19 protein-coding genes are annotated in these 21,008 nt (G+C 69.1%); 13 read left to right on the forward strand and 6 right to left on the reverse strand.

Features of this window, described 5'->3' with window-relative positions; translation table 11 throughout:
* The first annotated feature begins 178 nt into the window (after nucleotides 1-178).
* The 6 genes from FB384_RS10005 to xylB all read left to right on the forward strand — a co-directional run bounded on the left by FB384_RS10005 (nucleotide 179) and on the right by xylB (nucleotide 6,914).
* Nucleotides 179-1,183: a zinc-dependent alcohol dehydrogenase family protein gene (locus tag FB384_RS10005; protein ID WP_183781877.1), complete on the forward strand. Its 1,005-nt coding sequence runs from the start codon at nucleotides 179-181 to the stop codon at nucleotides 1,181-1,183.
* The gene (locus FB384_RS10010) at nucleotides 1,176-2,546 is read left to right on the forward strand and encodes an ABC transporter substrate-binding protein (RefSeq protein ID WP_183781879.1); all 1,371 of its coding nucleotides are present in this window, start codon (nucleotides 1,176-1,178) and stop codon (nucleotides 2,544-2,546) included. The genes FB384_RS10005 and FB384_RS10010 overlap by 8 nt, the downstream gene beginning before the upstream one ends.
* A gap of 31 nt (nucleotides 2,547-2,577) precedes the next feature.
* The gene (locus tag FB384_RS10015; RefSeq protein ID WP_183781882.1) at nucleotides 2,578-3,510 is read left to right on the forward strand and encodes a carbohydrate ABC transporter permease; all 933 of its coding nucleotides are present in this window, start codon (nucleotides 2,578-2,580) and stop codon (nucleotides 3,508-3,510) included.
* 1 nt (nucleotide 3,511) lies between these two features.
* The gene (locus FB384_RS10020) at nucleotides 3,512-4,336 is read left to right on the forward strand and encodes a carbohydrate ABC transporter permease (protein ID WP_183781885.1); all 825 of its coding nucleotides are present in this window, start codon (nucleotides 3,512-3,514) and stop codon (nucleotides 4,334-4,336) included.
* Nucleotides 4,337-4,347: 11 nt separating this feature from the next.
* Nucleotides 4,348-5,424, forward strand: a complete 1,077-nt coding sequence (locus FB384_RS10025; RefSeq protein WP_183781888.1) for an ABC transporter ATP-binding protein — start codon at nucleotides 4,348-4,350, stop codon at nucleotides 5,422-5,424.
* An 89-nt stretch (nucleotides 5,425-5,513) separates the two neighbouring features.
* Entirely contained in the window at nucleotides 5,514-6,914 is a 1,401-nt protein-coding gene (gene xylB, locus FB384_RS10030) for a xylulokinase (RefSeq protein ID WP_183781891.1), read from the forward strand.
* A gap of 260 nt (nucleotides 6,915-7,174) precedes the next feature.
* Here xylB and FB384_RS10035 read toward each other — a convergent pair whose 3' ends face one another.
* Nucleotides 7,175-8,239, reverse strand: coding sequence for a thermonuclease family protein (locus FB384_RS10035; protein ID WP_183781894.1), 1,065 nt, complete (start codon nucleotides 8,237-8,239; stop codon nucleotides 7,175-7,177).
* 207 nt (nucleotides 8,240-8,446) lie between these two features.
* Between FB384_RS10035 and FB384_RS10040 the strand changes: the two genes are divergently transcribed.
* Both FB384_RS10040 and FB384_RS10045 read left to right on the forward strand, forming a co-directional pair.
* Nucleotides 8,447-9,622 carry a low temperature requirement protein A gene (locus FB384_RS10040; protein WP_183781897.1) on the forward strand — a complete coding sequence of 392 codons (1,176 nt, stop codon included), beginning with the start codon at nucleotides 8,447-8,449 and terminating at the stop codon, nucleotides 9,620-9,622.
* A gap of 983 nt (nucleotides 9,623-10,605) precedes the next feature.
* Nucleotides 10,606-11,205 carry a hypothetical protein gene (locus FB384_RS10045; RefSeq protein WP_183781900.1) on the forward strand — a complete coding sequence of 200 codons (600 nt, stop codon included), beginning with the start codon at nucleotides 10,606-10,608 and terminating at the stop codon, nucleotides 11,203-11,205.
* A 267-nt stretch (nucleotides 11,206-11,472) separates the two neighbouring features.
* Here the strand turns inward: FB384_RS10045 and FB384_RS10050 are convergent, their stop codons facing one another.
* Together FB384_RS10050 and FB384_RS10055 are read right to left on the reverse strand one after the other, a co-directional pair.
* Complete coding sequence (locus FB384_RS10050; RefSeq protein ID WP_183781903.1) at nucleotides 11,473-12,705, reverse strand: RNA polymerase sigma factor; 1,233 nt, start codon at nucleotides 12,703-12,705, stop codon at nucleotides 11,473-11,475.
* A complete protein-coding gene (locus FB384_RS10055; RefSeq protein WP_183781906.1) occupies nucleotides 12,702-13,121 on the reverse strand; it encodes a YciI family protein in 420 nt (139 codons plus the stop codon). Before FB384_RS10055 ends, FB384_RS10050 begins: the two co-directional genes overlap by 4 nt.
* Nucleotides 13,122-13,395: 274 nt before the next feature.
* Here FB384_RS10055 and FB384_RS10060 point away from each other — a divergent pair, with 274 nt between their 5' ends.
* The 5 genes from FB384_RS10060 to FB384_RS10080 all read left to right on the forward strand — a co-directional run bounded on the left by FB384_RS10060 (nucleotide 13,396) and on the right by FB384_RS10080 (nucleotide 17,845).
* On the forward strand, nucleotides 13,396-13,899 hold the full coding sequence (locus FB384_RS10060) for a cytidine/deoxycytidylate deaminase family protein (RefSeq protein WP_183781909.1): 504 nt from the start codon (nucleotides 13,396-13,398) through the stop codon (nucleotides 13,897-13,899).
* Between the two features lie 196 nt (nucleotides 13,900-14,095).
* Nucleotides 14,096-14,533 (forward strand): helix-turn-helix transcriptional regulator, encoded by a 438-nt coding sequence (locus FB384_RS10065; RefSeq protein ID WP_258936975.1) that lies wholly within the window; start codon nucleotides 14,096-14,098, stop codon nucleotides 14,531-14,533.
* A gap of 9 nt (nucleotides 14,534-14,542) precedes the next feature.
* On the forward strand, nucleotides 14,543-14,962 hold the full coding sequence (locus FB384_RS10070) for a VOC family protein (RefSeq protein ID WP_183781915.1): 420 nt from the start codon (nucleotides 14,543-14,545) through the stop codon (nucleotides 14,960-14,962).
* A 7-nt stretch (nucleotides 14,963-14,969) separates the two neighbouring features.
* Complete coding sequence (locus FB384_RS10075; RefSeq protein WP_183781918.1) at nucleotides 14,970-15,416, forward strand: nitroreductase family deazaflavin-dependent oxidoreductase; 447 nt, start codon at nucleotides 14,970-14,972, stop codon at nucleotides 15,414-15,416.
* A gap of 44 nt (nucleotides 15,417-15,460) precedes the next feature.
* On the forward strand, nucleotides 15,461-17,845 hold the full coding sequence (locus tag FB384_RS10080) for an ATP-binding cassette domain-containing protein (protein WP_228726000.1): 2,385 nt from the start codon (nucleotides 15,461-15,463) through the stop codon (nucleotides 17,843-17,845).
* 337 nt (nucleotides 17,846-18,182) lie between these two features.
* Here FB384_RS10080 and FB384_RS10085 read toward each other — a convergent pair whose 3' ends face one another.
* The 3 genes from FB384_RS10085 to FB384_RS10095 all read right to left on the reverse strand — a co-directional run bounded on the left by FB384_RS10085 (nucleotide 18,183) and on the right by FB384_RS10095 (nucleotide 20,984).
* Nucleotides 18,183-19,028, reverse strand: coding sequence for a peptidoglycan-binding domain-containing protein (locus FB384_RS10085; protein ID WP_183781925.1), 846 nt, complete (start codon nucleotides 19,026-19,028; stop codon nucleotides 18,183-18,185).
* Nucleotides 19,029-19,056: 28 nt separating this feature from the next.
* Nucleotides 19,057-19,920, reverse strand: a complete 864-nt coding sequence (locus FB384_RS10090; RefSeq protein WP_183781928.1) for a M23 family metallopeptidase — start codon at nucleotides 19,918-19,920, stop codon at nucleotides 19,057-19,059.
* Nucleotides 19,921-20,099: 179 nt separating this feature from the next.
* Nucleotides 20,100-20,984, reverse strand: coding sequence for a peptidoglycan-binding domain-containing protein (locus FB384_RS10095; protein WP_228726001.1), 885 nt, complete (start codon nucleotides 20,982-20,984; stop codon nucleotides 20,100-20,102).
* Nucleotides 20,985-21,008 lie beyond the last annotated feature (24 nt).

Consider the following 21,008-nt stretch of genomic DNA (forward strand, 5'->3'; position numbering starts at 1 on the left):
AGTCAATGTTCAGGTAGTGAGCAGCGGCGCTCAAGTGAGCGCCAACTCGGCTCGGGTTGACCCTGATCGGCCGCTCCGACGTCGCAGCGGATGCCACCGAGGTGACATCGGACAGGTCGTGGAGGCCGGAGGAACCGGGCCGGCACTGCCCGAGTGAGCATCAGGAGGGTGGCGCCTCATGCGGGCCGCGATCATCGATACGCCGGGCTCGGTACGCGTCGGCGACGTCCCAGACCCCAAGCCGGCCGACCACGACGTCGTCGTGGCCGTGGGCGCGTGCGGCATCTGCGGTACCGACCTGCACATTGCCGACGGGCACTTCCCGCCGACGCCGTACCCCATCGTCCCCGGTCACGAATTCGCAGGCCGGATCGTCGAGGTCGGAGCCAACGCGCCCGGCGGGTTCTCCGTCGGCGACCGCGTGGCCGTCGACCCGTCGCTGTTCTGCGGCCACTGCGGTCCGTGTCGCGCGGGCCACGGCAACCTGTGCGCCAACTGGGGCGCCACCGGCGACACCGTCGACGGCGCCTTCGCCGAGTACGTCGCCGTGCCCGCCGCCACGTGCTACCGCATGCCCGAGGGGATGACGTACCAGGAGGGCGCGCTCGTCGAACCGGTGTCGTGTGCGGTCCACGGCGTGCGGCGCATCGGCGTCGAGGCAGGTGAACGGTTCCTCGTGCTGGGGGCTGGCACGATGGGCCTGATCATGCAGCAGCTGCTGCAACGAGCGGGTGCGGCCGTCACGATGGTCGACCGCAACACCGAACGGCTCGGCAGGCCGCGCGAACTCGGTGCCGAGGTCGCGGTCGCGGACGTCTCCGAACTCGGCGACGAGAAGTTCGACGCCGCGGTGGACTGCACCGGTGCCGTCCCCGCGATCGAGGCCGCGTTCGACTCGCTGCGCCGCGGCGGCCGTCTCCTCGTGTTCGGGGTCGCACCCGAGGAGGCGCGCGTGTCGCTGTCGCCGTTCCGCATCTACAACGACGAGATCACCATCGTGGGCTCGATGGCGGTGCTGCACAGCTACGGCGCGGCGCTGAACCTCGTGGCCACCGGGGCGATCGACACGTCCTCGCTACTCACCGAGAGCCTGCCGCTGGAGCAGTTCGGCGACGCGCTGCAGCTCATGCGCAGCGGTCAGGGGCTGAAGACACAGGTGCTGCCGGGGGCGGCCGATGCGTAGGCCGAGGCCACGGCGACGCGGATTCCTCGCACGGTTGGGGATTCTGCTGACCGCCGTGCTGCCCGCAGCAGGGTGCGCGGGCGCGGGCGCACTCGGCGCAGGCGGCGAGACGTTGGTCATCGCGATCGTGTCGAACCCGCAGATGGAGGACGCCGTCGCGCTCTCGCACCGCTTCGAGGCTGAGCACCCCGGTGTGCAGCTGAAGTTCGTGCAGCTGCCGGAGAACCAGGCACGCGCGAAGATCACCGCGTCGGTCGCCAACGAGGGCGGCGAGTTCGACGCCGTGATGATCAGCAACTACGAGACGCCGCAGTGGGCCGAGAACGGCTGGCTGGAGAACCTGCAGCCGCGCATCGACGCCGACCCGAGCTACGACGCCGGCGACTTCATCCCGAGCATCCGGGAAGCACTCTCGCATCAGGGCGACATGTACGCCGTCCCGTTCTACGGCGAATCGTCCTTCGTCGCCTATCGCGAGGATCTGTTCGCGAAGGCGGGGCTGGAGATGCCCGCCAACCCGACATGGGAGCAGATCCGCGGTTTCGCGAAGCGCCTGCACGACCCGGAGCACGGCATCGCGGGCATCTGCCTGCGCGGCAAGCCCGGGTGGGGCGAGAGCCTCGCGCCGTTCAACACGGTCGTCAACACCTTCGGCGGCCGCTGGTACGACGAGAACTGGAACGCGAAGCTCGACTCGCCGGAGTTCCGCGAGGCATGGAACTTCTACATCGACCTGGTGCGCAACCACGGCGAGGTCGGCGCCTCCTCGGCGGGGTTCCAGGAGTGCGGCAACCGATACGGCCGTGGCCAGGCCGCCATGTGGTACGACGCGACCGTCATGGCCGGCACCAACGAGGACCCGCAGAGCAGCGAGGTCGTCGGCGAGTCGGGATACGCGCCCGCGCCGCGGCAGCAAACCGAGGCGGGTGGCTGGCTGTACACGTGGTCGCTCGCCATTCCGAAGGTCACGGAGAACAAGGACACGGCGTGGGAGTTCCTCCGCTGGATGACCGGCAAGGAGTTCGTGCAGGCCGTCGGCGACGAGTTCGGGTGGAACCGCGTGCCCACCGGATCCCGGAACTCCACGTACGACATCCCGCAGTACCGGAAGGCCGCGGAAGCCTACGCACAGCCCACGTTGGACGCCATCAGCGTGGCCGACCAGCAGCACACGATGACGAAACCCGTGCCGTACGAGGGGATCCAGTTCCTGAGCATCCCCGAGTTCCAGGACCTCGGCACGCGGGTGTCGCAGCAGCTATCGGCCGCGATCGCAGGGCAGAAGACCCCGGAGGAAGCCCTTCAGCAGGCACACGAGTACGCGGTGACGGTCGGCAAGTCGTATCAGGAGAGCGGAGAATGACACCGAAACACACCGTGGCGGGAGGTGAGCGATGACCACCCTCGTCGAGGCGCCCCAGTCGTCGGAGCCGCCTGCCACGCGAACCAGGACCCGCGAGCGGTCCGCCGCGTGGAAACGCCGCGCTCCGCTGCTGCCCGCGCTGCTGTTCACGATCGCGGTGACGCAGGTTCCCTTCCTGGTCACGGTGTTCTACTCGTTCCAGTCGTGGAACATGGTCCGCCCCGGATCGCAGCACTTCGTCGGGTTCGACAACTACGTCGACGTGTTCACCGACTCGGTGTTCCTGCAGGCACTCGGCAACACGGTGACGCTGACCGTCGTGTGCGTGTTCGTGGCGATGCTGCTCGGCCTGGGGCTGGCGCTGCTGCTGGACCGCAAGTTCCTCGGCCGCGGCATCGTGCGGACACTGCTGATCACGCCGTTCCTCATCCTGCCCGCGGCCGGTGCGCTGCTGTGGAAGACGACGATGTTCGACCCGAGCTACGGCCTGCTCAACTGGGCCTTCGGCATCGAGGTGGAATGGCTGTCGGACTATCCGCTGGCCGCGGTGATGGCGCAGATCGTGTGGCAGTGGACGCCGTTCATGATGCTGCTGATCCTGGCGGGCCTGCAGGCGCAGTCGCGCGAGGTGCTGGAGGCTGCGCAGGTCGACGGCGCGGGCCGCTGGCGGACGTTCGTGTCCATCACGCTGCCCCAGCTGTCGCGGTACCTGCAGCTCGCGGTGCTGCTGGGCGCGATCTACATCGTCAACAGCTTCGACGCGATCTACCTGATGACCCAGGGCGGCCCCGGCACGGCCAGCACCAACCTGCCGTACTACATCTACCAGCGGGCGTTCGAGGGATTCGACGTCGGCCAGTCCTCGGCCATGGGCGTGGTCGTCGTGGCGATGACGCTGATCGTGGCGACCTTCGCGCTGCGGCTCATGTTCCGGGCCTTCGACGTCTCGCGTGGGGTGAAGTGACATGACTGCGAGAACGAACCGGCTCGGCCGGGGCGCGTTGACCGGGTTCACCTGGCTCGTCGCGCTGTTGTTCGTGTTCCCCGTGATCTGGATGGTCGTCACCTCGTTCAAACACGAGGTCGACGCCGCCACCGATCCGCCGACGTTCGCGTTCACGCCGACACTCGAACAGTTCACGACGATCCTCGACCGGGGATTCCTGCCCTACCTGGCGAACTCGGCGTTCGTGACGGTGCTGTCCACCGCGCTCGTGCTGCTGCTCGGCGTTCCCGCGGCGTACGCGCTGTCGCTCGCGCCGGTCAAACAGACGTCGAACGCGCTCGGTTTCTTCCTGTCGACGAAGATGCTGCCGATCGTCGCGGCGATCATCCCGCTGTACATCATCTCGCAGAACCTCGGACTGCTCGACAACGTGTGGGCGCTGATCGTGCTGTACGCGGGTATGAACCTGCCGCTCGCGGTGTGGATGATGCGCTCGTTCTTCCTCGAGGTGCCGACGGAGATGATCGAGGCGGCCAGGGTGGACGGCGCGAAGCTGCCCACGGTGCTGTACCGGGTGATTCTTCCCGTCGTGGCGCCGGGAATCGCGGCGACGGCGCTGATCTGCGTGATCTTCTCGTGGACCGAGTTCTTCTACGCGGTCAACCTGACGGCCGCTCAGGCCGGCACGGTGCCGGTGTTCCTGGTCGGGTTCATCACCAGCGAGGGCCTGTTCTGGGCGCAGTTGTCCGCCGCGGCGCTGCTCGCCTCGCTGCCGGTGATGATCGTCGGCTGGATCGCACAGAACCACCTGGTACGCGGCCTCTCCATGGGCGCGGTCAAGTAAAGGAGTCATCGATGGCGCAAGTGGCATATGCCGGTGCATCCCGCGTCTACCCGGGTGCGCACTCCGTGCGGGCCGTCGACGGTCTGGATCTGTGCATCGGCGACGGCGAGTTCCTCGTGCTCGTCGGCCCTTCCGGTTCCGGCAAGTCGACGGCGCTGCGCATGGCCGCCGGGCTGGAGGACGTCGACGAGGGGTCGATCTCGATCGGCGACCGCGACGTCACGCACCTTCCGCCGAAGGACCGCGACATCGCGATGGTGTTCCAGTCGTATGCGCTGTACCCGCACATGAGCGTGCGGGAGAACATGGCGTTCTCGCTGAAACTGCGCGGTATGGCCAAGTCGGAGGTCAATGCGAAGGTCGAGGAGGCCGCCGAGTTGCTCGACCTGACGAAGTATCTCGATCGCAAACCGAAGGCCCTTTCCGGCGGCCAGCGGCAACGGGTGGCGATGGGCAGGGCCATCGTCCGGGAGCCGAGCGTGTTCCTGATGGACGAACCGCTGTCCAATCTGGACGCCAAACTCCGCGTGGAGACGCGCGCCAACATCGCCGCCCTGCAGCGACGGCTCGGCACCACGACGATCTACGTGACCCATGACCAGGTCGAGGCCATGACGATGGGCGACCGGGTGGCGGTGCTGCGCGACGGTGTGCTGCAACAGTGCGCGTCCCCTCGCGAGCTGTACGACACGCCGCGGAACGTGTTCGTCGCCGGGTTCATCGGCTCGCCTGCCATGAACCAGTTGACGTTGCCGGTCGACGGCGACGGGGTGAAGCTCGGCGAGTTGAAGGTGCAGCTGCCGGTGCGCGTCGAGCCGGGCGAGGTCACGGTCGGGATCCGGCCGGAATCGCTGTCCCTCGTCGGCGAGGCCGAGGACGGTTTCGACCTCCGGGTGGAGCTGGTCGAGGAGCTCGGCGCCGACGCCTACGTGCACGGCACCCTCGCCGGCCGTGCCGACAAGGTCGTCGTCCGCGCGGACGGCCGCACCCCGCCGAGGCTCGGTGAGGCGGTGCGGGTGGCGTTGCGGGACACTGGTGAGGTACACGTCTTCGACCCGGAGTCCGGTCTGCGCATCGGCGCGGAATGAACGGCTCCGGGCGGTGACGGCCGCCGGGTCACGGATCGGACCGTCCGGCGGGCCGCGCCGGGAGCAGGAGCAAAGGGGCGCCTGACACAGTGAACGAGCTTGTAGCCGGGGTGGATTCGTCGACACAGTCCACCAAGGTCGTCGTGTGCGAGGCAGCGAGTGGACGGGTGGTGCGGACCGGGCAGGCCGCGCACCCGGACGCCACGGAGGTCGACCCCGCCGAATGGTGGTCGGCACTGCGCACCGCGGGTGACGGTCTGCTCGACGACGTCGCGGCGATCGCGGTCGCGGGCCAGCAGCACGGCATGGTGACCGTCGACGACGACGGCGACGTGGTGCGTGACGCGCTGCTGTGGAACGACGTCCGCTCCGCGGGCGCCGCCGACGACCTCGTGGCGGAACTCGGCGGTGGCCAAGCGTGGGCGGACGCCGTCGGCTCCGTGCCGCTGGCCAGCTTCACGGTGACCAAGATGCGGTGGCTGGCCGAGCACGAGCCGGCCGCGGCGAAGCGCGTCGCGCGGGTGCTGCTGCCGCACGACTGGCTGACCTGGCGGCTGCTCGACCGGCGCGGCGAGCCGACGACCGACCGCGGGGACGCTTCCGGCACCGGTTACTACTCTGCGGTCGACGGCGCGTACCGCAAGGACCTGCTGGTCAAGGCGTTCGGCAGGGAGGTAGGGCTGCCGGCGGTGCTGGGACCGGCCGAGGCGGCCGGACGCACCGCCGACGGTGTGCTCGTCGCCGCGGGTACGGGCGACAACATGGCCGCGGGCCTTGCACTCGAACTCGCCGACGGGGACGTGGCCGTGTCACTCGGCACGAGCGGAACGGTGTTCGGTGTGTCCGAGAAACCGGTCGCCGACGGTTCCGGCGTGGTCGCCGGGTTCGCCGACGCCACCGGCCGGTACCTGCCGCTGGCCTGCACGCTCAACGCCGCGCGCGTACTCACTTCCACCGCGGCGATGCTCGGCACCGACCTCGAAGGCCTCGACAAGCTGGCCCTGTCGGCCTCGCCCGGCGCCGACGGGCTGACGCTGCTGCCCTACCTGGACGGGGAGCGGACGCCCAACCTGCCCGACGCGACGGGCTCGCTCGTCGGCCTGCGGCGGGCCAATATGACGCCGGCCAACGTGGCGCGCGCCGCCGTCGAAGGGATGCTGTGCGGACTCGCCGCAGGCCTCGACGCGCTACGCGAACACGGCGTGACGGTGCGGCGAGTGCTGCTCACGGGTGGCGCGTCGCGGTCGGCAGCCGTGCGGGCGATCGCGCCCGGGGTGTTCGGTGTGGGGGTCGTCGTCCCGCCGGAGATGGAGCACGTCGCCGTCGGCGCGGCGCGGCAGGCTGCGTGGGCGCTGCGGGGCGGGGCCGAACCGCCGAGCTGGCGCGCCCACGACGACGGCACGACCCTCACACCCTCCCCCGCCGACCTCGACGCGGGCGCAGGTGTGGTGGAAGCCCACCGAACGGCGAGGCGGCACCTGCACCCCTGACCCGCGTGTTCTGCGCTCGGCACCGCGTGTCCTGCACCCAGACCCGCGTGTTCTGCGTTCGGCACCGCGTGTCCTGCGTTCGGACCCGCACCTCCGACACCGCGCCGGCGCACGGCTGTGCCCGTCCATCGCCCTTACTCGTGCCGCGGCGGTCGCGCTCACTCGCCGAGTCCGTTGACGTGCGCTGCCGGGTGACGTGCGCTGCCGGGTGACGTGCGCTGCCGGGTGACGGCGGCTCGGCCGGTCGCCGCCGGCGGTCGTCAGCCTTCGCAGCCGATGCCGTCGCCGTCGTCGTCGAACCTGTGCGGATCACCCTCCTGGACCTGGAAGTTGCTCTCCTCGATCTCGCCGCAGTCCTTGTCGGGCGGGTACGGGTAGCTGACGACGCCGTCCGGTTCAGGTGCCGGTTCCGAGGCGGGGCCGGTACCGGGTTGCTCGGGTTCCTGCGGCGGTTGCGGCTCGGTCCACGGCTCCGGTGCCGGCTCCTGAGTCGGCACTGACGTCGACGCCGGCGGCGTGCTCTCCGGTGCGCCGAACGACTCGCACGCCGACCACAATCCGGCTGCCACCGATCGTGCCTGGCCGCCTGCGGCGCTGATCGTTTCCCAGTGCTTGTCGTTGGGTTTGTACAGGTCCGGCTGTGCGAAGCCCTCGGTCACCATCGCCCGGTTGACGAAGACGCCGGTGTCGTTCCAGACGTACAGCAGGTACCGGCCGTGCCGGTCGCGGAGCTCCTCATCGCGCTGTACCCAGACCGTGCTGTCCGGAGGCGCGAGCTCGAGCAGCTTCTCGGTGGCTTCGCGCCCATAACACTGCTCGGGTTCGGAAGGGTGCTTCGTCTCGGGGGCGTCGATCTCCAGCAGGCGAACGTCGACCTGAGCCGTGCCGGACAGTACCGTGCCCGACGAGACGGCGGCGGCTTCGAGAGTGTCGCCGTCGACGACGCGTTCCACTCGAACCCGTTGCGCATCGCGTGGCACGCCGTCCGGAGTGGAGGCTTGCCGCGTCGTGGGCGCGGTCGTGTCGGCGCTCGGTGTGGTCGTGGGTGGGGACTCGGCCGGAGTCGTGCCCGGGGTGCTGGCCGGCGGACGCGGGGAGGGAGTGGCCGAGGTCGACGGCGCGTCGGCCGTCGTGGCCGTGTCCACGGCTGGTCCTTTCGGTACCAGGGCCACGACCGCGATCAGCCACATCACGAGTGTCACGACCACGGCCCGGCCCGGATGCTGTCGAGAGGCGTACCACCGGCGGACCGGGCTGCGCCGGAACAGGGCCATGATCGCGACCACGAACGACGCCATTATGAAGAATCCGAACAGCACTTCCACTCGAACCACCTCGGCATGTCACATCGGCTCCCACACGTGCCTGTGCACCGAGTCGGGGTCCGACCACATTCCGAGGCGAGTCGCTGCCACCCGGTCGTTCGGCTCACGAGCTTCAGGGACGCGAGGACCATCCGAACGGCCTAGTGGAGTAACGACGCCTACAATCCGAGCGTCCGTGATCAGAGTCGGCCATCTGGAGGGTTCCCCGTGACGTCGCAGGCGACACCGCCGAAGCTGTTGCGGCCGGAAGGGCGGGAACGGTCGGAGGTCGCTCCGATCGAGTTGTTCTTCGACCTGGTGTACGTGTTCACGATCATCCAGGTCTCACACACGCTGCTCGACCACCTCACGTGGTTCGGATTCGCCGAGGTCGCAGTGCTGTTCGGCGCCGTGTGGTGGGCGTGGAACTACTCCGCATGGGCGATGAACTGGCTCGACCCGCGCAGCGGTCTCGTGCGTGTGCTCAACGGGGTGTTGATGCTCGCCGCGCTCGGCATGGCGCTGGCCCTCCCACATGCGTTCGCCGAGGACGGTCTGCTGTTCGCGGGATGTTATGTCGCCGCGCAGGTCATCAGGCCTACATTCATGGCCGTGGCGATGCGGGGTCACATCCTCGCGAAGAACTACACGAACCTGCTCGCGTGGAGCGCGTCTGCCGGGGTGCTGTTCCTCGTGGGCGCGTTCCTCGACCCGGTGCCGAGGCTGATCGTCTGGGCCGTCGCGCTGCTGATCGACGTCTCGGGGCCGCGGTTCGAGTTCCGTTTCCCCGGCCTCGGTTCGGCACCCATGCACACCTGGCCGACCGACGCCGCGCATCTGGCCGAACGCAATCGGCTCGTGTTCATCATCGCGCTCGGCGAGTCGATCCTGATCATGGGCAACACGCTGTACGGCATGGACCCGATCACGACGCGTGCCGTGCTGGCGTCGCTGTTCGGGTTCATCGGGCTGTTCGTCATGTGGTGGGCGTACTTCGCGCTCGCGGGCCACGACACGCAGGCCAGCCAGGGCGACGCGAGCACCAGCGCGTTGCGGTCGGCCTTCGCATACGCCCACGCGCTGATGGTCGCGGGTGCCATCGTCGTCGCGGTGTCCATCGAACTGCGGATCACGCACGAACACACCGACCCGGCGCTGGTGCTGACCACGGTCGGCGGGCCGCTCATCTATCTGGCGGGCAACATCCTGTTCCTGCGTTCGCGCACCGGAGCGGTGGCCCGGGAGCGGTATCTGGCTGCGACGGTCCTCGTCGTGGTCGGCATTCTCGGGCTGGTCCTCGGACATTCCGTTCCGCCGATCGCCGTCGGGCTCGCCGTGATCGCCGTGATGACCACGCTCGCCGTCACCACCCAGCTGCGTACGAAACGAGAGGCCGTCCACTGACGTCGCGCGTGGCCTCGGCTCGCGTGGGCGGGCCGGGGTCGTCGCTTGCGTCCGCGGTGCCGCACACGCGGTGGGAAGAGTTCCGAAACGAGAAGATCGGCATGCCCCTGTGGGCATGCCGATCTTTCAACCCGAAAAGACTAGGACGGTCCGGTGTTCGACCGCGGCGTGTGAACGCCGGACCGGAAACAACCAACTGGGACTACCGGTGATGGTCAGCGGCCGGCCCTCTCTCCCCTGTACGTGGAGAGGCCACGGCCGACGTCCTGCATCCGGTTCAGCTCGGCGACGTAGCGACGAATCGCGGTGTAGATCACTCGCATCCTTTGACACCTCCTTTCTGTACCGCGCTCGCCGTCCCATTTGGCGAGGAGGCCCATCCGTCGGCGCACAACGCTGCCGCACTCGCGAGTTATCGGTTGCCGGGTGAGCCCCTCGGCGCTGGGGGACGTGGCCCAACGCACCCACGAATGTGCCACGTTCCGCTCGGTCGACGCCAGCTCACAAATGTGGAAAAAGTCGCAGGTCAAAGCTGTAATACGGGGCCGAGTCCGCGCGATTCTCAGGCGAGAGTCTTTCCGATCTTTGCGCGGCCGGTGCCCTACCCCGGCGGCGCCCGCGGTAAACGTACCGAGGTTGTCAGCCTACCGGCTTATCGACAAATCTCCGGTCGGCCGGTGTTCTGCGGATGAGGTACCGGGCGGTCGCTGTGGTGCGAAGCCCCGGATCGGCCGGCCGTCGCGATCAGTCCCGTGTGGACCGTTCCCGTCCGGGTGCTGATCGCGACGGTTTCACCGCGTCAGCAGGGCAGGGTGAAGGAGGAGCGCCTCCGGCACTCCGCCCCCCCCGACGACACTCTGCCCCCGACGACACGGTGCCGACGTGCCCGTTTCCGTATCGCGTCGGAACTGCCGGCCGCCGGACGGGTGAGCCACGCGATGTGGCCCGGCCGATGTCACGGTCACCGTCGTTACCCTGATCGGGTGCAGGACGGCTGGCTGATCGACACGAGACCGCCCGGTGAGGAGATCCGACGCGCCACGGCGTGGACACTGGCGGCGGTCGTGTTCGGCGGTGTCTTCGTCGGTGCCGGACTGTGGCCCACCGACGACTCGACGATGCTGCGGCTCATCCCGATACTCCTCGGCCTGCTGACGTTCCTGGGTGGTTTGCCGTCGATGCGCAGGCTGCGGCGTGCACTCAAACCGGCGAGGCTGGCGTTGACTCCGACGGGCGTGGAGTACTCGGGTGGGCAGGGGGAACGGCTGCGCGTGGACTGGACCGACGTGCGATCGGCCGAGCTGCGTACGGCCCAGCTCGTGTACTCCCGGCGAGGCCGGCGCCGCGAAGGTGCCGTGCTGACCGCACTCGAACTGCACCTCGATCCGCACGCGACGCCCGCAGGGCTGGCGGAGGCCCACCGCCTCGCCCGCGACGGTCACGTGTACCAGGTGCGGGTCGGCGGGCGGTCCGAATCGGCGCTACGGGCCCACGAGGCACTGCAGCGCTACCTTCCGGGCAGGTACGTGGGCTCGCAGCACATCGGCGACGTCAACGAACGCGTCGAACACGCGCCGTTCTGACTCCTGCGGAACCCGCGAGGGCTCGTCGCGCCGCATCGCGCGGTCGAGGGTGGCGACCGGGCGACGGGAAAACACAACACGGTCCCGGAAACCGCAACACGCGCGCCGGAGTGCAGAACACGCGGTGGCTGAGTGCAGAACACGCGGTGGCTGAGTGCAGGACACGCGTGGCTGAGTGCAGGACACGCGCGAGGGTGCAGCCGCGCTGCAGCGTGTCGATGAGGGGTGGTGGCCGGGCGACGGGCGGGCGCAGGACATGCGCATCGTTCAGTCGAGGGCGGCGAGCTTGCGGGTCAGGACGGTGCGTTCGCGGTCGTTGCCGCACAGCGACACGGCGCGTTCCAGCTCGGCGCGTGCCTCGGCGGTGCGGCCGAGGCGGCGCAACAGTTCACCGCGCACACCCGCCACCTGGTGGGAATCCGGGAGATCACCGGTGACGGCGTCCACCAGCGGCAGCGCCTCGCCGGGGCCGCTGGCCATCGACACCGCCACCGCGCGGTTCAGTTCCACGACGGGTGAGGGCGCCAGCGTTCCCAACCCCTCGTACAGCGCGACGATCCGTTCCCAGTCGGTTTCCGCCACCGTCCGGGCGACCGCGTGGCATTCGGCGATCGCCGCCTGCAGGCCGTAATAGCCGAGCCCGCGTCCGATCCGCTCGGCGGACCGCAACGCCGCCCTTCCCCTCCGGATCGCCGAGCGGTCCCACAACCGCCGGTCCTGGTCCTCGAGCAGTACGGGTTCGCCGTCGGAGCCGGTCCGCGCGGGGAACCGTGCCGACGTGAGTTCCAGCAGCGCCAGCAGTCCGTGGGTCTCGTTCTCGCCCGGCATCAACCGGGCCAGCACCCTTGCCAGCCGCCGTGCTTCGCCTGCCAGGTCGAACCGGATCAGCGCATTGCCCGAACTCGCCGACGATCCCTCGGTGAAGATCAGGTAGACCACGCTCAGCACCGACGCGAGCCGTGCTCCGAGTTCGTCGTCCCGCGGCGCTTCGAACCCCGCGCCGGCCGCGCCGAGGGACTTCTTCGCGCGGGTGATGCGCGCCTGCACGGTGGCCGTCGAGACGAGGAACGCCCGCGCGATCTCGTCGCTCGTCAGGCCGCCGACGACGCGCAGCGTCAGCGCGACCTGCGCCTCCCGTGAGAGCACGGGATGGCACGCGGTGAACATCAACGTGAGGACGTCGTCGTCGGTGTCGTCGGGCCGTTCCGGGGTGGATCCGGAGTCCAGCTGCGGCAGGCGTTCGTCCAGTGCCGACCGTCTGCGGAACACGTCGATCGCCCGCCGCCTGCCCGTCGTCAGCAGCCATGCCACCGGGTCACGCGGGACGCCCTCGCGAGGCCAGTTCACCAGTGCCTCGGCGAGGGCTTCCTGCGCCACGTCCTCGGCCAGCGCGAGATCGCCGGTGTAGCGCGCGAGCGCACCGACGATCCGCGCCGACTCGATCCGCCACAACGCCTCGACCCTGCGCCGGGCCGCGACGGTCTCGGCTGCTGCGCTCACGCCGTGCCGAGCTGTTCCCGCCAGCCCTTCTCCTTCTGGATCCACTCGTTGTCCTGCGGGAACTCGTCGACCTCGGTCACGCGGCGGATCTCCATCTTGCTGCCGGGTCCCTGCAGCGGGGCACGCTTGGCCCATTCGACGGCCTCTTCCTTGGAGGCGACCTCGAGCATCCAGAAGCCGTTGAACAGCTCCTTGGTCTCGCCGTACGGGCCGTCGGTGACGACCGGGGTCTCGCCGGAGTAGTCGACGACCACGCCCGGGTCCTGGGGGTCGAGGCCCTCGCCACCGACCATGACCCCGGCGTTGACCATCTCCTCGTTGAAGCGGCCCATCACCTCGATCACTTCGTTGAAATCGACGTTCTCGTAGGCCGCGAGGGTCTCGTCGGTTGCCCGCATGATCAGCATGAACTTCATTGTTTGCTCCTTCGCCGGTGAAGCTCCCTTGGTGGAGCTTCCCACCTAGGTCGAGCGGGCGCTCACGGAAATCGACAAGCCCGGGGAAATTTTCTCCTGGAATTTTCGCCCGCTCGGCCGCACCGCGGGCGGGGCTCGCCTTTCCGCAGGTCAGCGAGGTTGCCGGTGGTATCGCCGGGTCGGGTCCCGTGTGGAGGTGGGTGACACCGACGTCGCGACGCCCCGCGTCGGTCACGATGCCCGGCGCCGAATGCCCTGACGTAGGGTCCGGCGGATGAGCCCGACTCCGGCCATCGCAACCCCGGAAGGCCTGGCCGCGACGGTGTCGGCCTGCCGTGAGCTGATCGAGGCCCGCTTTCCCGGCGACGTCGAACGCGGGGCGGCCGCCATGCTCCTCGACGACGGCGTGATCGTCACCGGCACCGCTCCGGACGTCGTCACTCCCAGCGTGGAGATCTGCCACGAGACCGAGCCGTTCGCGGCGGCGTTCCGGCTCGGCAGGACGATCGTCGCGTCGGTGTGCCTGGCCAGGGAGGCGCCGGGCCGGTTCGTCGTCCTCAGTCCCTGCGGGGTGTGCCGGGAGCGGCTCGCCTGGCACGGGCCCGACGTCCGCGTCGCGGTACCGCAACCCGGTGGTGATCGCGGCGACGGTGATGACCACGGCGACGGTGGTGATCGCGGCGAGGGTGGCGATCGCGGCGATCCGGCGTGGATCACGCTCGGCGAGGCGCTGCCGTACTACTGGGCCGCCGTCTTCGACGATGTCCCGTGGCGCTGACCGCTGGTAGTGCCGCCACCCAACTGGCCGCAAGGGAGACAGTCGCGCGGGGAAGATTCGAGCCTCCCGCCGGCCGGCCCGGCCACCACCTTTCAACGGCACGCTGGCGCGTGGCTGTGTGGAATGCCCCGAAGGCGCCCTTGGGGGCATTCGCTGCGTTCCCGGAATGTCGCCGGGGCATGGCAGGCTTGCGGGTGTGAGCACGACTGACGCGGCCCGCCTGCGCGAACTCGCGCTGTTGCGCACGGTGCGCGACCGGATCGACAGGGAGTACGCGCAGCCGCTCGACGTCGAGGCGCTTGCGCGCGGTGTGCACATGTCGGCCGGCCACCTCAGCAGGCGGTTCCGCGAGGCCTACGGCGAATCGCCGTACTCGTACCTGATGACCCGGCGGATCGAACGCGCCATGACCCTGCTGCGCCGCGGGGATCTGAGCGTCACGGAGGCCTGCTTCGAGGTCGGCTGCTCCTCGCTCGGCACGTTCAGTACGCGGTTCCGCGAGCTCGTCGGCATGTCGCCGAGCCGGTACCGCGCGGAGGAGGCGGGCGCGACCGACGGCATGCCCGCGTGTGTGGCGAAACAGGTCACGAGACCGATCAGGAATCGAGAAGCGCCCACGCCGCGCAGGTCCTAACGTGAAGCCATGACCAGCCCAGATCTCACCATCGCCCAGGCCATGCTTCCGCTGGCCGACCCGGACACGTCACTCGCCTTCTACCGCGACGTCCTCGGCTTCGAGGTTCGCAACCACGTCGAGTACGGCGACATGCACTGGATCACCGTCGGCCCACCGGGCCAGCCGGAGACGTCCATCGTCCTGTACCCGCCCGAGGCGACCCCGGACCTCACCGACGCCGAGCGCACCCTCATCGAGGAGATGATGGCCAAGGGCACCTACGCCATGATCAACCTGTCCACACCGGACGTCGACGCCGCGTTCGCCAAGGTCCAGCAGGGCGACGTGGAGGTCGTCCAGGAGCCGATCGACCAGCCGTACGGCATCCGCGACTGCGCGCTGCGCGATCCGGCGGGCAACATGATCCGCATCCAGCAGGTGGGGTGAACAGGCGATGACCACGAAGACCGCGGGCCCGAACGCGCTGTCGCGGTGGATCCAGCACCGCGCCAACGCCTCCACGGCGAAACGCATTCGCCGCAAGGGCGGCCGCTCGATGGGGATGGACCTGTTGATCCTGCACACCGTGGGCAAGCGCAGTGGCGAGCCGCGGGAGACCCCGCTGACCTGGTTCGCCGACGACGACTCCGATGCCTGGCTGATCATCGCCTCGGGCGGCGGTGAACGGCACCCTGACTGGTACGTCAACCTGATGGCCCGCCCGGACCGGGCGACCGCCGAGTGGCACGGGCAGGACCCCGTCGGCGTGACCCCGCAGACCCTCGACGGTGCCGAGCGTGAGCGGGCGTGGCAGCGCATCGTCGCCGAACAGCCCCGCATCGCGAAGTACCAGCGCAAGCACAGCAGGCAGTACCCCGTCGTGCGGCTCACGCGCCGCTGACCGCGTCCGATCGCCCGAGACGAATCGAAGCCATGGGAGAACCGATGAGCACGGACACGCCGGCGGTGCCGGCCGCCGACAGTCACGATCTGATCCGCGTGCAGGGAGCGCGGGAGAACAACCTCGCCGACATCAGCATCGAACTGCCGAAGCGGCGGCTGACGGTTTTCACCGGCGTGTCCGGTTCGGGCAAGAGCTCGCTCGTGTTCGCGACGATCGCCGCGGAGTCGCAGCGCCTCATCAACGAGACCTACAGCACCTTCGTGCAGGGCTTCATGCCGACACTGGCGCGGCCCGACGTCGACGTGCTCGACGGGCTGACCACGGCGATCATCGTCGACCAGGAGCGCATGGCCGCAGACCCGCGGTCGACCGTGGGCACGGCGACCGACACCGGCGCGATGTTGCGGATCCTGTTCAGCAAGCTGGGCGAGCCGCACATCGGGTCGCCGAAGGCGTTCTCGTTCAACGTGGCGTCGATCAGCGGCGCGGGCGCGGTCACGATGGAACGTGGCGGCAAGACGGTGAAGGAGCGGCGCAGCTTCAGCGTGCTCGGCGGCATGTGCTCGGAGTGCGAGGGCACCGGGCGCGTCACCGACTTCGACCTGTCCGCCATGTACGACGACAGCAAGTCGCTGCGTGAGGGACCGTTCACGATTCCAGGGTGGGGCGCCGAAGGGTGGTACGGCCGCATCTACATCGGCTGCGGATTCTTCGACCCGGACAAGCCGCTTCGCGAGTTCAGCAAGTCCGAATTGGACGATCTGCTGTACAAGGAGCCCACCAAGATCAAGGTCGACGGGATCAACCTCACCTACGAGGGCATCATCCCGAAGCTGCAGAAGTCGATGCTGTCGAAGGACCGCGAGGCGATGCAGCCGCACATCCGCGCATTCGTCGACAAGGCCATCACCTTCACGGCCTGTCCCGAATGCGACGGCACCCGACTGAACGAGACGGCGCGCTCGTCGAAGATCGACGGCGTGAACATCGCCGACGCGTGCGCGATGCAGATCAGCGACCTCGCCGAATGGGTGCGCGGCATCAGTGTGCCCCAAGTGCGGCCGCTACTGGAGATGTTGCAGTCCACACTGGACTCGTTCGTCGAGATCGGCCTCGGCTATCTGTCGCTGGACCGGCCCTCGGGCACGCTGTCCGGTGGCGAAGCGCAGCGCACCAAACTCATCCGCCACCTCGGCTCGTCGCTGACCGACGTCACCTACGTCTTCGACGAACCCACGATCGGCCTGCACCCCCACGACATCGCGCGCATGAACAACCTGCTGCTGCGGCTGCGTGACAAGGGCAACACGGTGCTGGTCGTCGAGCACAAGCCGGAGACGATCGCGATCGCCGACCACGTCGTCGACCTCGGCCCCGGCGCGGGCACCGACGGCGGCACGGTGTGCTTCGAAGGCACCCTCGAGGGGCTGCGCGGCAGCGACACGCTCACCGGCAAGCACCTCGACGACAGGGCGGCGCTGAAACCGTCGGTGCGGACCGGCGACGGGGCACTGGAGATCCGCGGGGCCGACCTGCACAACCTGACCGGCGTCGACGTCGACATCCCGCTCGGCGTGCTGACCGTGGTCACGGGCGTCGCGGGCTCCGGCAAGAGCTCACTGATCCACGGATCCCTGGCAGGACGCGACGACGTCGCGATCGTCGACCAGTCCGCGATCAAGGGTTCGCGCCGATCGAACCCGGCGACGTACACGGGCGCGCTCGATCCGATCCGCAAGGCGTTCGCCAAGGCAGGCGGCGTGAAACCGGGGCTGTTCAGCGCGAACTCCGACGGCGCGTGCCCCAACTGCAACGGCGCGGGCGTCATCTACCTCGACCTGGCGATCATGGCTGGAGTGCCGACGCCGTGCGAGGTGTGCGAGGGCAAGCGATTCCAGGCGGAGGTGCTGGAGTACACGCTCGGCGGCAAGGACATCAGCGAGGTGCTCGCGATGTCGGTGGCGCACGCCGAGGAGTTCTTCGCCGGCGGCGAGTCCGGTCCTTCGGAAGCACGGATCCCCGCGGCCCACAAGATCCTGAAGCGGCTCGACGATGTCGGCCTCGGCTATCTGACCCTCGGCCAGCCGCTGACCACGCTGTCCGGCGGCGAACGGCAACGGCTCAAGCTCGCCACGCGCATGACCGAGTCCGCGGGCGTGTATGTGCTGGACGAGCCGACCACCGGGCTGCACCTCGCCGACGTCGACCAGCTGCTCGCGTTGCTGGACCGGCTCGTCGACTCCGGCAAGTCGGTCGTGGTCATCGAGCACCACCAGGCCGTGATGGCCCACGCCGACTGGATCATCGACCTCGGCCCCGGCGCCGGCCACGACGGTGGGCGCATCGTCTACGAGGGCACGCCCGCCGACCTCGTCGCCTCACGCTCGACCTTGACGGGGCGGCACCTCGCGGACTACGTCGGCTGATCACCCACGCCGTGTTGCGTGTCCCGGGGGCCGTGTTGCGCCCGTCCGGCGCCCGGCCACCGCACACAGGACCGCCCCGGTTCGTCCTTCGGGGGATGACGAACCGGGGCGGTCTTTAACCGGCCTCCAGGCCGGGCCATGTATGCACGGACGGGCGCCCGATGCGGAGCGGGTCTGTCGTCTGTGCATACCCCCAGTAGCCCGGGTGGGACCGGTGGTTGAACCACCGCGCGAGCGGGAGGGAGCTCCGGAGGCTCGTGCCACCCGCCCGTGCGGCGGAGGAACGATCCCGCGTGCCGAACGGTTCTCACCGGGATCTGTCGGCCCGCGGGGGCGATCAGTTACTGCGCCGGTATTCCTCCCACGTGACCTTCTTGACCTTCGGGCCGTCGTCCGGAGCGCCCGAGGCCAGGCCGTTCTTGCCGCGGAAGTAGTCGCCGACCTGCTTCTGCGCGGCCGGTGACACATCGGTGTCACTGATGGCGATCGCGTGGATGTGCGGCGCCCAATCGCCCTGGTCGGCGGTGCGGTGCCAGGCGGCGAACCCGACCTGACGCAGCGCCTTGACGGCCTTGTGGGCGTTGATGCCGCGCACCGAGATGTCGACCGCGCCGCCACCGTCGTGCGTGCCGGCCGAGCCCGGGTTCGACCCGGTGTACGAGCCCTGCGTGACGGTCAGGTCGATGCCGGAGATCTTCTCCGCCTCTTCGTACATGTCGAGCGTGCGCCGGTTCAGTACGTCGCCCGAGCCGAGCCGGACCTTGCCGCCCACGCCGATCTTCCGCGTGACGTCGAATCCGGCGCTGCGTCCCAGCTTCGTCAGCGAACCCTTACCCGGCAGGCCGCTCGCGGCCAGCCCGGAGTAGCCGAGCGAACGCTGGTACTTGGCGTACGCCGAGACCGTGCTCGTGCCGAAGTGCCCGTCGACGTACTTGTCGGCCAGCATTCCCTTCGCGGCCAGCGCCTTCTCGACCTTCGTCACCGACTTGCCCGCACCGGGGACGATCGACGTGTTCGGCTTGTACGGATCCCACATGGCGGCCTTGACGACCTTCTCCATGTTGACCGAACCGGCCTTCGCCGCCGGGCCCGCGGTGCTCGGGTCGCTCGCGGTGGCCGTGGCGGGTGCGAGTCCCGCTGCGGCCACGGCCGTCAGCAACGCCGTCGCTGCGATCTTGCGCATGAGATGTCCTTTGCGTCGAATCCGGGGATCAGGAGCCGCAGTGGCCGAACTTGCTGGTGAACGACTTGTCGCCGACCGAGCCGCCCCACTTGACGCACTTGTCCGCGGCCTGCGCCTTCACCGGGCCCGCGTAGTAGCTGAAGTTGCCCTTGTCGGTCTTACGGCTGTTGCCCTGGACCTCGAGGAACGTCGACGCCGAACTCGCCTTGCCGATCTTGGTGTTCTTGATCGTCGTGACGCAGTTCTTGCCGGAGCCGGAGTTGTACATCAGGTAGACGCGACCGTTGCCGCTCAGGCCCTTCTCGTTGATCACCTTGAAGCCACTGCCGCACACTTCGCCGGGCGAGTACGGGTTGCCCCCGCCGCCACCGCCGCAGTTCTTGCTGGTGAAGTTCGTCTTGGTGAAGTAGGGGACGTTCTTGCCGTCCATGACGACGCGCTTGGCCACGCCGTTGAGGCGCTGCTCGAAGTGCAGGTGTGGACCGGACGAACCGCCCGTGTTGCCGACGCGGCCGATCTGGGTGCCTGCGTTGACCTTCTGGCCCACGCTGACGCCCTGCGAGTACAGGTGCGCGTACCGGGTCTTCCAGCCGCCGCCGTGGTCGATCTCGATCCACTTGCCGTAGCTGGTGTTGCCCTCGTTGGCGACGCGCGAGACAGTGCCGGGCGCGGACGAGACGACCGGTGTCTTCCAGATGCCGGAGCCCTGGAAGTCGACGGAGTTCTCGGGGCTGTGGCCCTTCCAAGTGGCCGCGGTCGCGGTGTAGCCGCACTTGAACGGCATCTTGAACGCGGGGGCCGCGGCCGCCTGGCCGGCACCGACCGACACCAGCGCCGCGCTCGCCGCGACGGCGACGGCGCCGATGGCCGCCGAGATCTTGCGGAACTTCATGATTCTCCTCGAAGGCGAAGATTGCCGAGATGTGAGTCGGAGACGACGGGACCGCCACGCGAGCAGGTGCGGAACTCCTGGGGTCTGAGACCTCGCTGCGGCCGGCGACGGTTCCCGTGGTCAGAAATCGAAATCGATGCGCACTCCCCGCGCGGCTGCCGCCGGGGTGTCAGGCGTGATCAATGCGTCCGTTGGTATCCCTCCCAGGTGCGGATCGGTTTGACCTTCGGCCCGTCGTCGGGCAGGTCGTTGGCGAGGCCGTTCTTGCCGAGGTAGTAGTCACCGGTCTGCGCGCGGGCTGGTTCGGACAGATCGGGGTCGGCCAGCGCGACGGCGTGGATGTGCGGGCCCCAGTCGCCCTGCTCGGGCGAGCGGTACCAGGCGGCGAACCCGACCTTGCGCATGGCGCGTACGACCTCGGTGCGTTTCTTCGGGCTCATCCCGTCGACGTACAGGTCGACCGCACCGCCGCCGTCGTGCGTGCCCGCCGACGTCGGGTCACCGCCCGGGTTGTACGAACCCTGCTCGACGGCGAACGTCACGCCGGTCAGCCGCTGCGATTCGAGCAGCATGTCCTTGGTGCGCTTGTTGAACGTCGCGCCGTCGTACGTCACGCGCTTGCCGGGCTGCACGATGTGCGTCACGTCGAAGGCGCGGTCACCGAGCGCGGTGAGGGAACGGTGTCCGGGGATGCCGTTGGCGGCGAGCCCGTCGTAGCCGAGTGAACGCTGGAACGCGGAGTAGGCCTCGAGGGTGGCCGTGCCGTAGTGGCCGTCGACGTACTTCTGTTCGAGAACGCCGCGCTCGGCTAGCTCCCGTTCGACCTTTCTGACGTGCTTGGCTGCTCCGTCGGTGAGGGTCTGGTCCGGGCGCTGCGGGTCGATCTGCGCGGCCTTCAGGACGGCCGCCATGTTCACCTTCGGCAGCTCCGCGGCTCCGACCGCGGCTCCGGCCCCACCTGTGGGAGCGGAGTTACCGGCGGCCGCGCACATCGGCAGGCCCACCAGTACCGCCGCTGCGGCGAGCCCGGTCACCGCCATCGACACGGGGCGCTTCGCTTTCATCGCTTCCTCTTCCAGCCGTGGTGT

Origin of the sequence: Prauserella sediminis (assembly GCF_014195435.1) — a bacterium.
GTDB lineage: Bacteria > Actinomycetota > Actinomycetes > Mycobacteriales > Pseudonocardiaceae > Prauserella > Prauserella salsuginis.

Excerpts from the sequence above, each read along its gene's own strand:
- FB384_RS10055 (WP_183781906.1), bottom strand. The coding sequence starts at position 13,121 with ATGAAGTTCATGCTGATCATGCGGGCAACCGACGAGACCCTCGCGGCC.
- FB384_RS10075 (WP_183781918.1), top strand. The coding sequence starts at position 14,970 with ATGACCACGAAGACCGCGGGCCCGAACGCGCTGTCGCGGTGGATCCAG.
- FB384_RS10095 (WP_228726001.1), bottom strand. The coding sequence starts at position 20,984 with ATGAAAGCGAAGCGCCCCGTGTCGATGGCGGTGACCGGGCTCGCCGCA.
- FB384_RS10020 (WP_183781885.1), top strand. The coding sequence starts at position 3,512 with ATGACTGCGAGAACGAACCGGCTCGGCCGGGGCGCGTTGACCGGGTTC.
- FB384_RS10090 (WP_183781928.1), bottom strand. The coding sequence starts at position 19,920 with ATGAAGTTCCGCAAGATCTCGGCGGCCATCGGCGCCGTCGCCGTCGCG.
- FB384_RS10060 (WP_183781909.1), top strand. The coding sequence starts at position 13,396 with ATGAGCCCGACTCCGGCCATCGCAACCCCGGAAGGCCTGGCCGCGACG.
- FB384_RS10085 (WP_183781925.1), bottom strand. The coding sequence starts at position 19,028 with ATGCGCAAGATCGCAGCGACGGCGTTGCTGACGGCCGTGGCCGCAGCG.
- FB384_RS10070 (WP_183781915.1), top strand. The coding sequence starts at position 14,543 with ATGACCAGCCCAGATCTCACCATCGCCCAGGCCATGCTTCCGCTGGCC.
- FB384_RS10015 (WP_183781882.1), top strand. The coding sequence starts at position 2,578 with ATGACCACCCTCGTCGAGGCGCCCCAGTCGTCGGAGCCGCCTGCCACG.
- FB384_RS10025 (WP_183781888.1), top strand. The coding sequence starts at position 4,348 with ATGGCGCAAGTGGCATATGCCGGTGCATCCCGCGTCTACCCGGGTGCG.
- FB384_RS10010 (WP_183781879.1), top strand. The coding sequence starts at position 1,176 with ATGCGTAGGCCGAGGCCACGGCGACGCGGATTCCTCGCACGGTTGGGG.
- FB384_RS10005 (WP_183781877.1), top strand. The coding sequence starts at position 179 with ATGCGGGCCGCGATCATCGATACGCCGGGCTCGGTACGCGTCGGCGAC.
- FB384_RS10080 (WP_228726000.1), top strand. The coding sequence starts at position 15,461 with ATGAGCACGGACACGCCGGCGGTGCCGGCCGCCGACAGTCACGATCTG.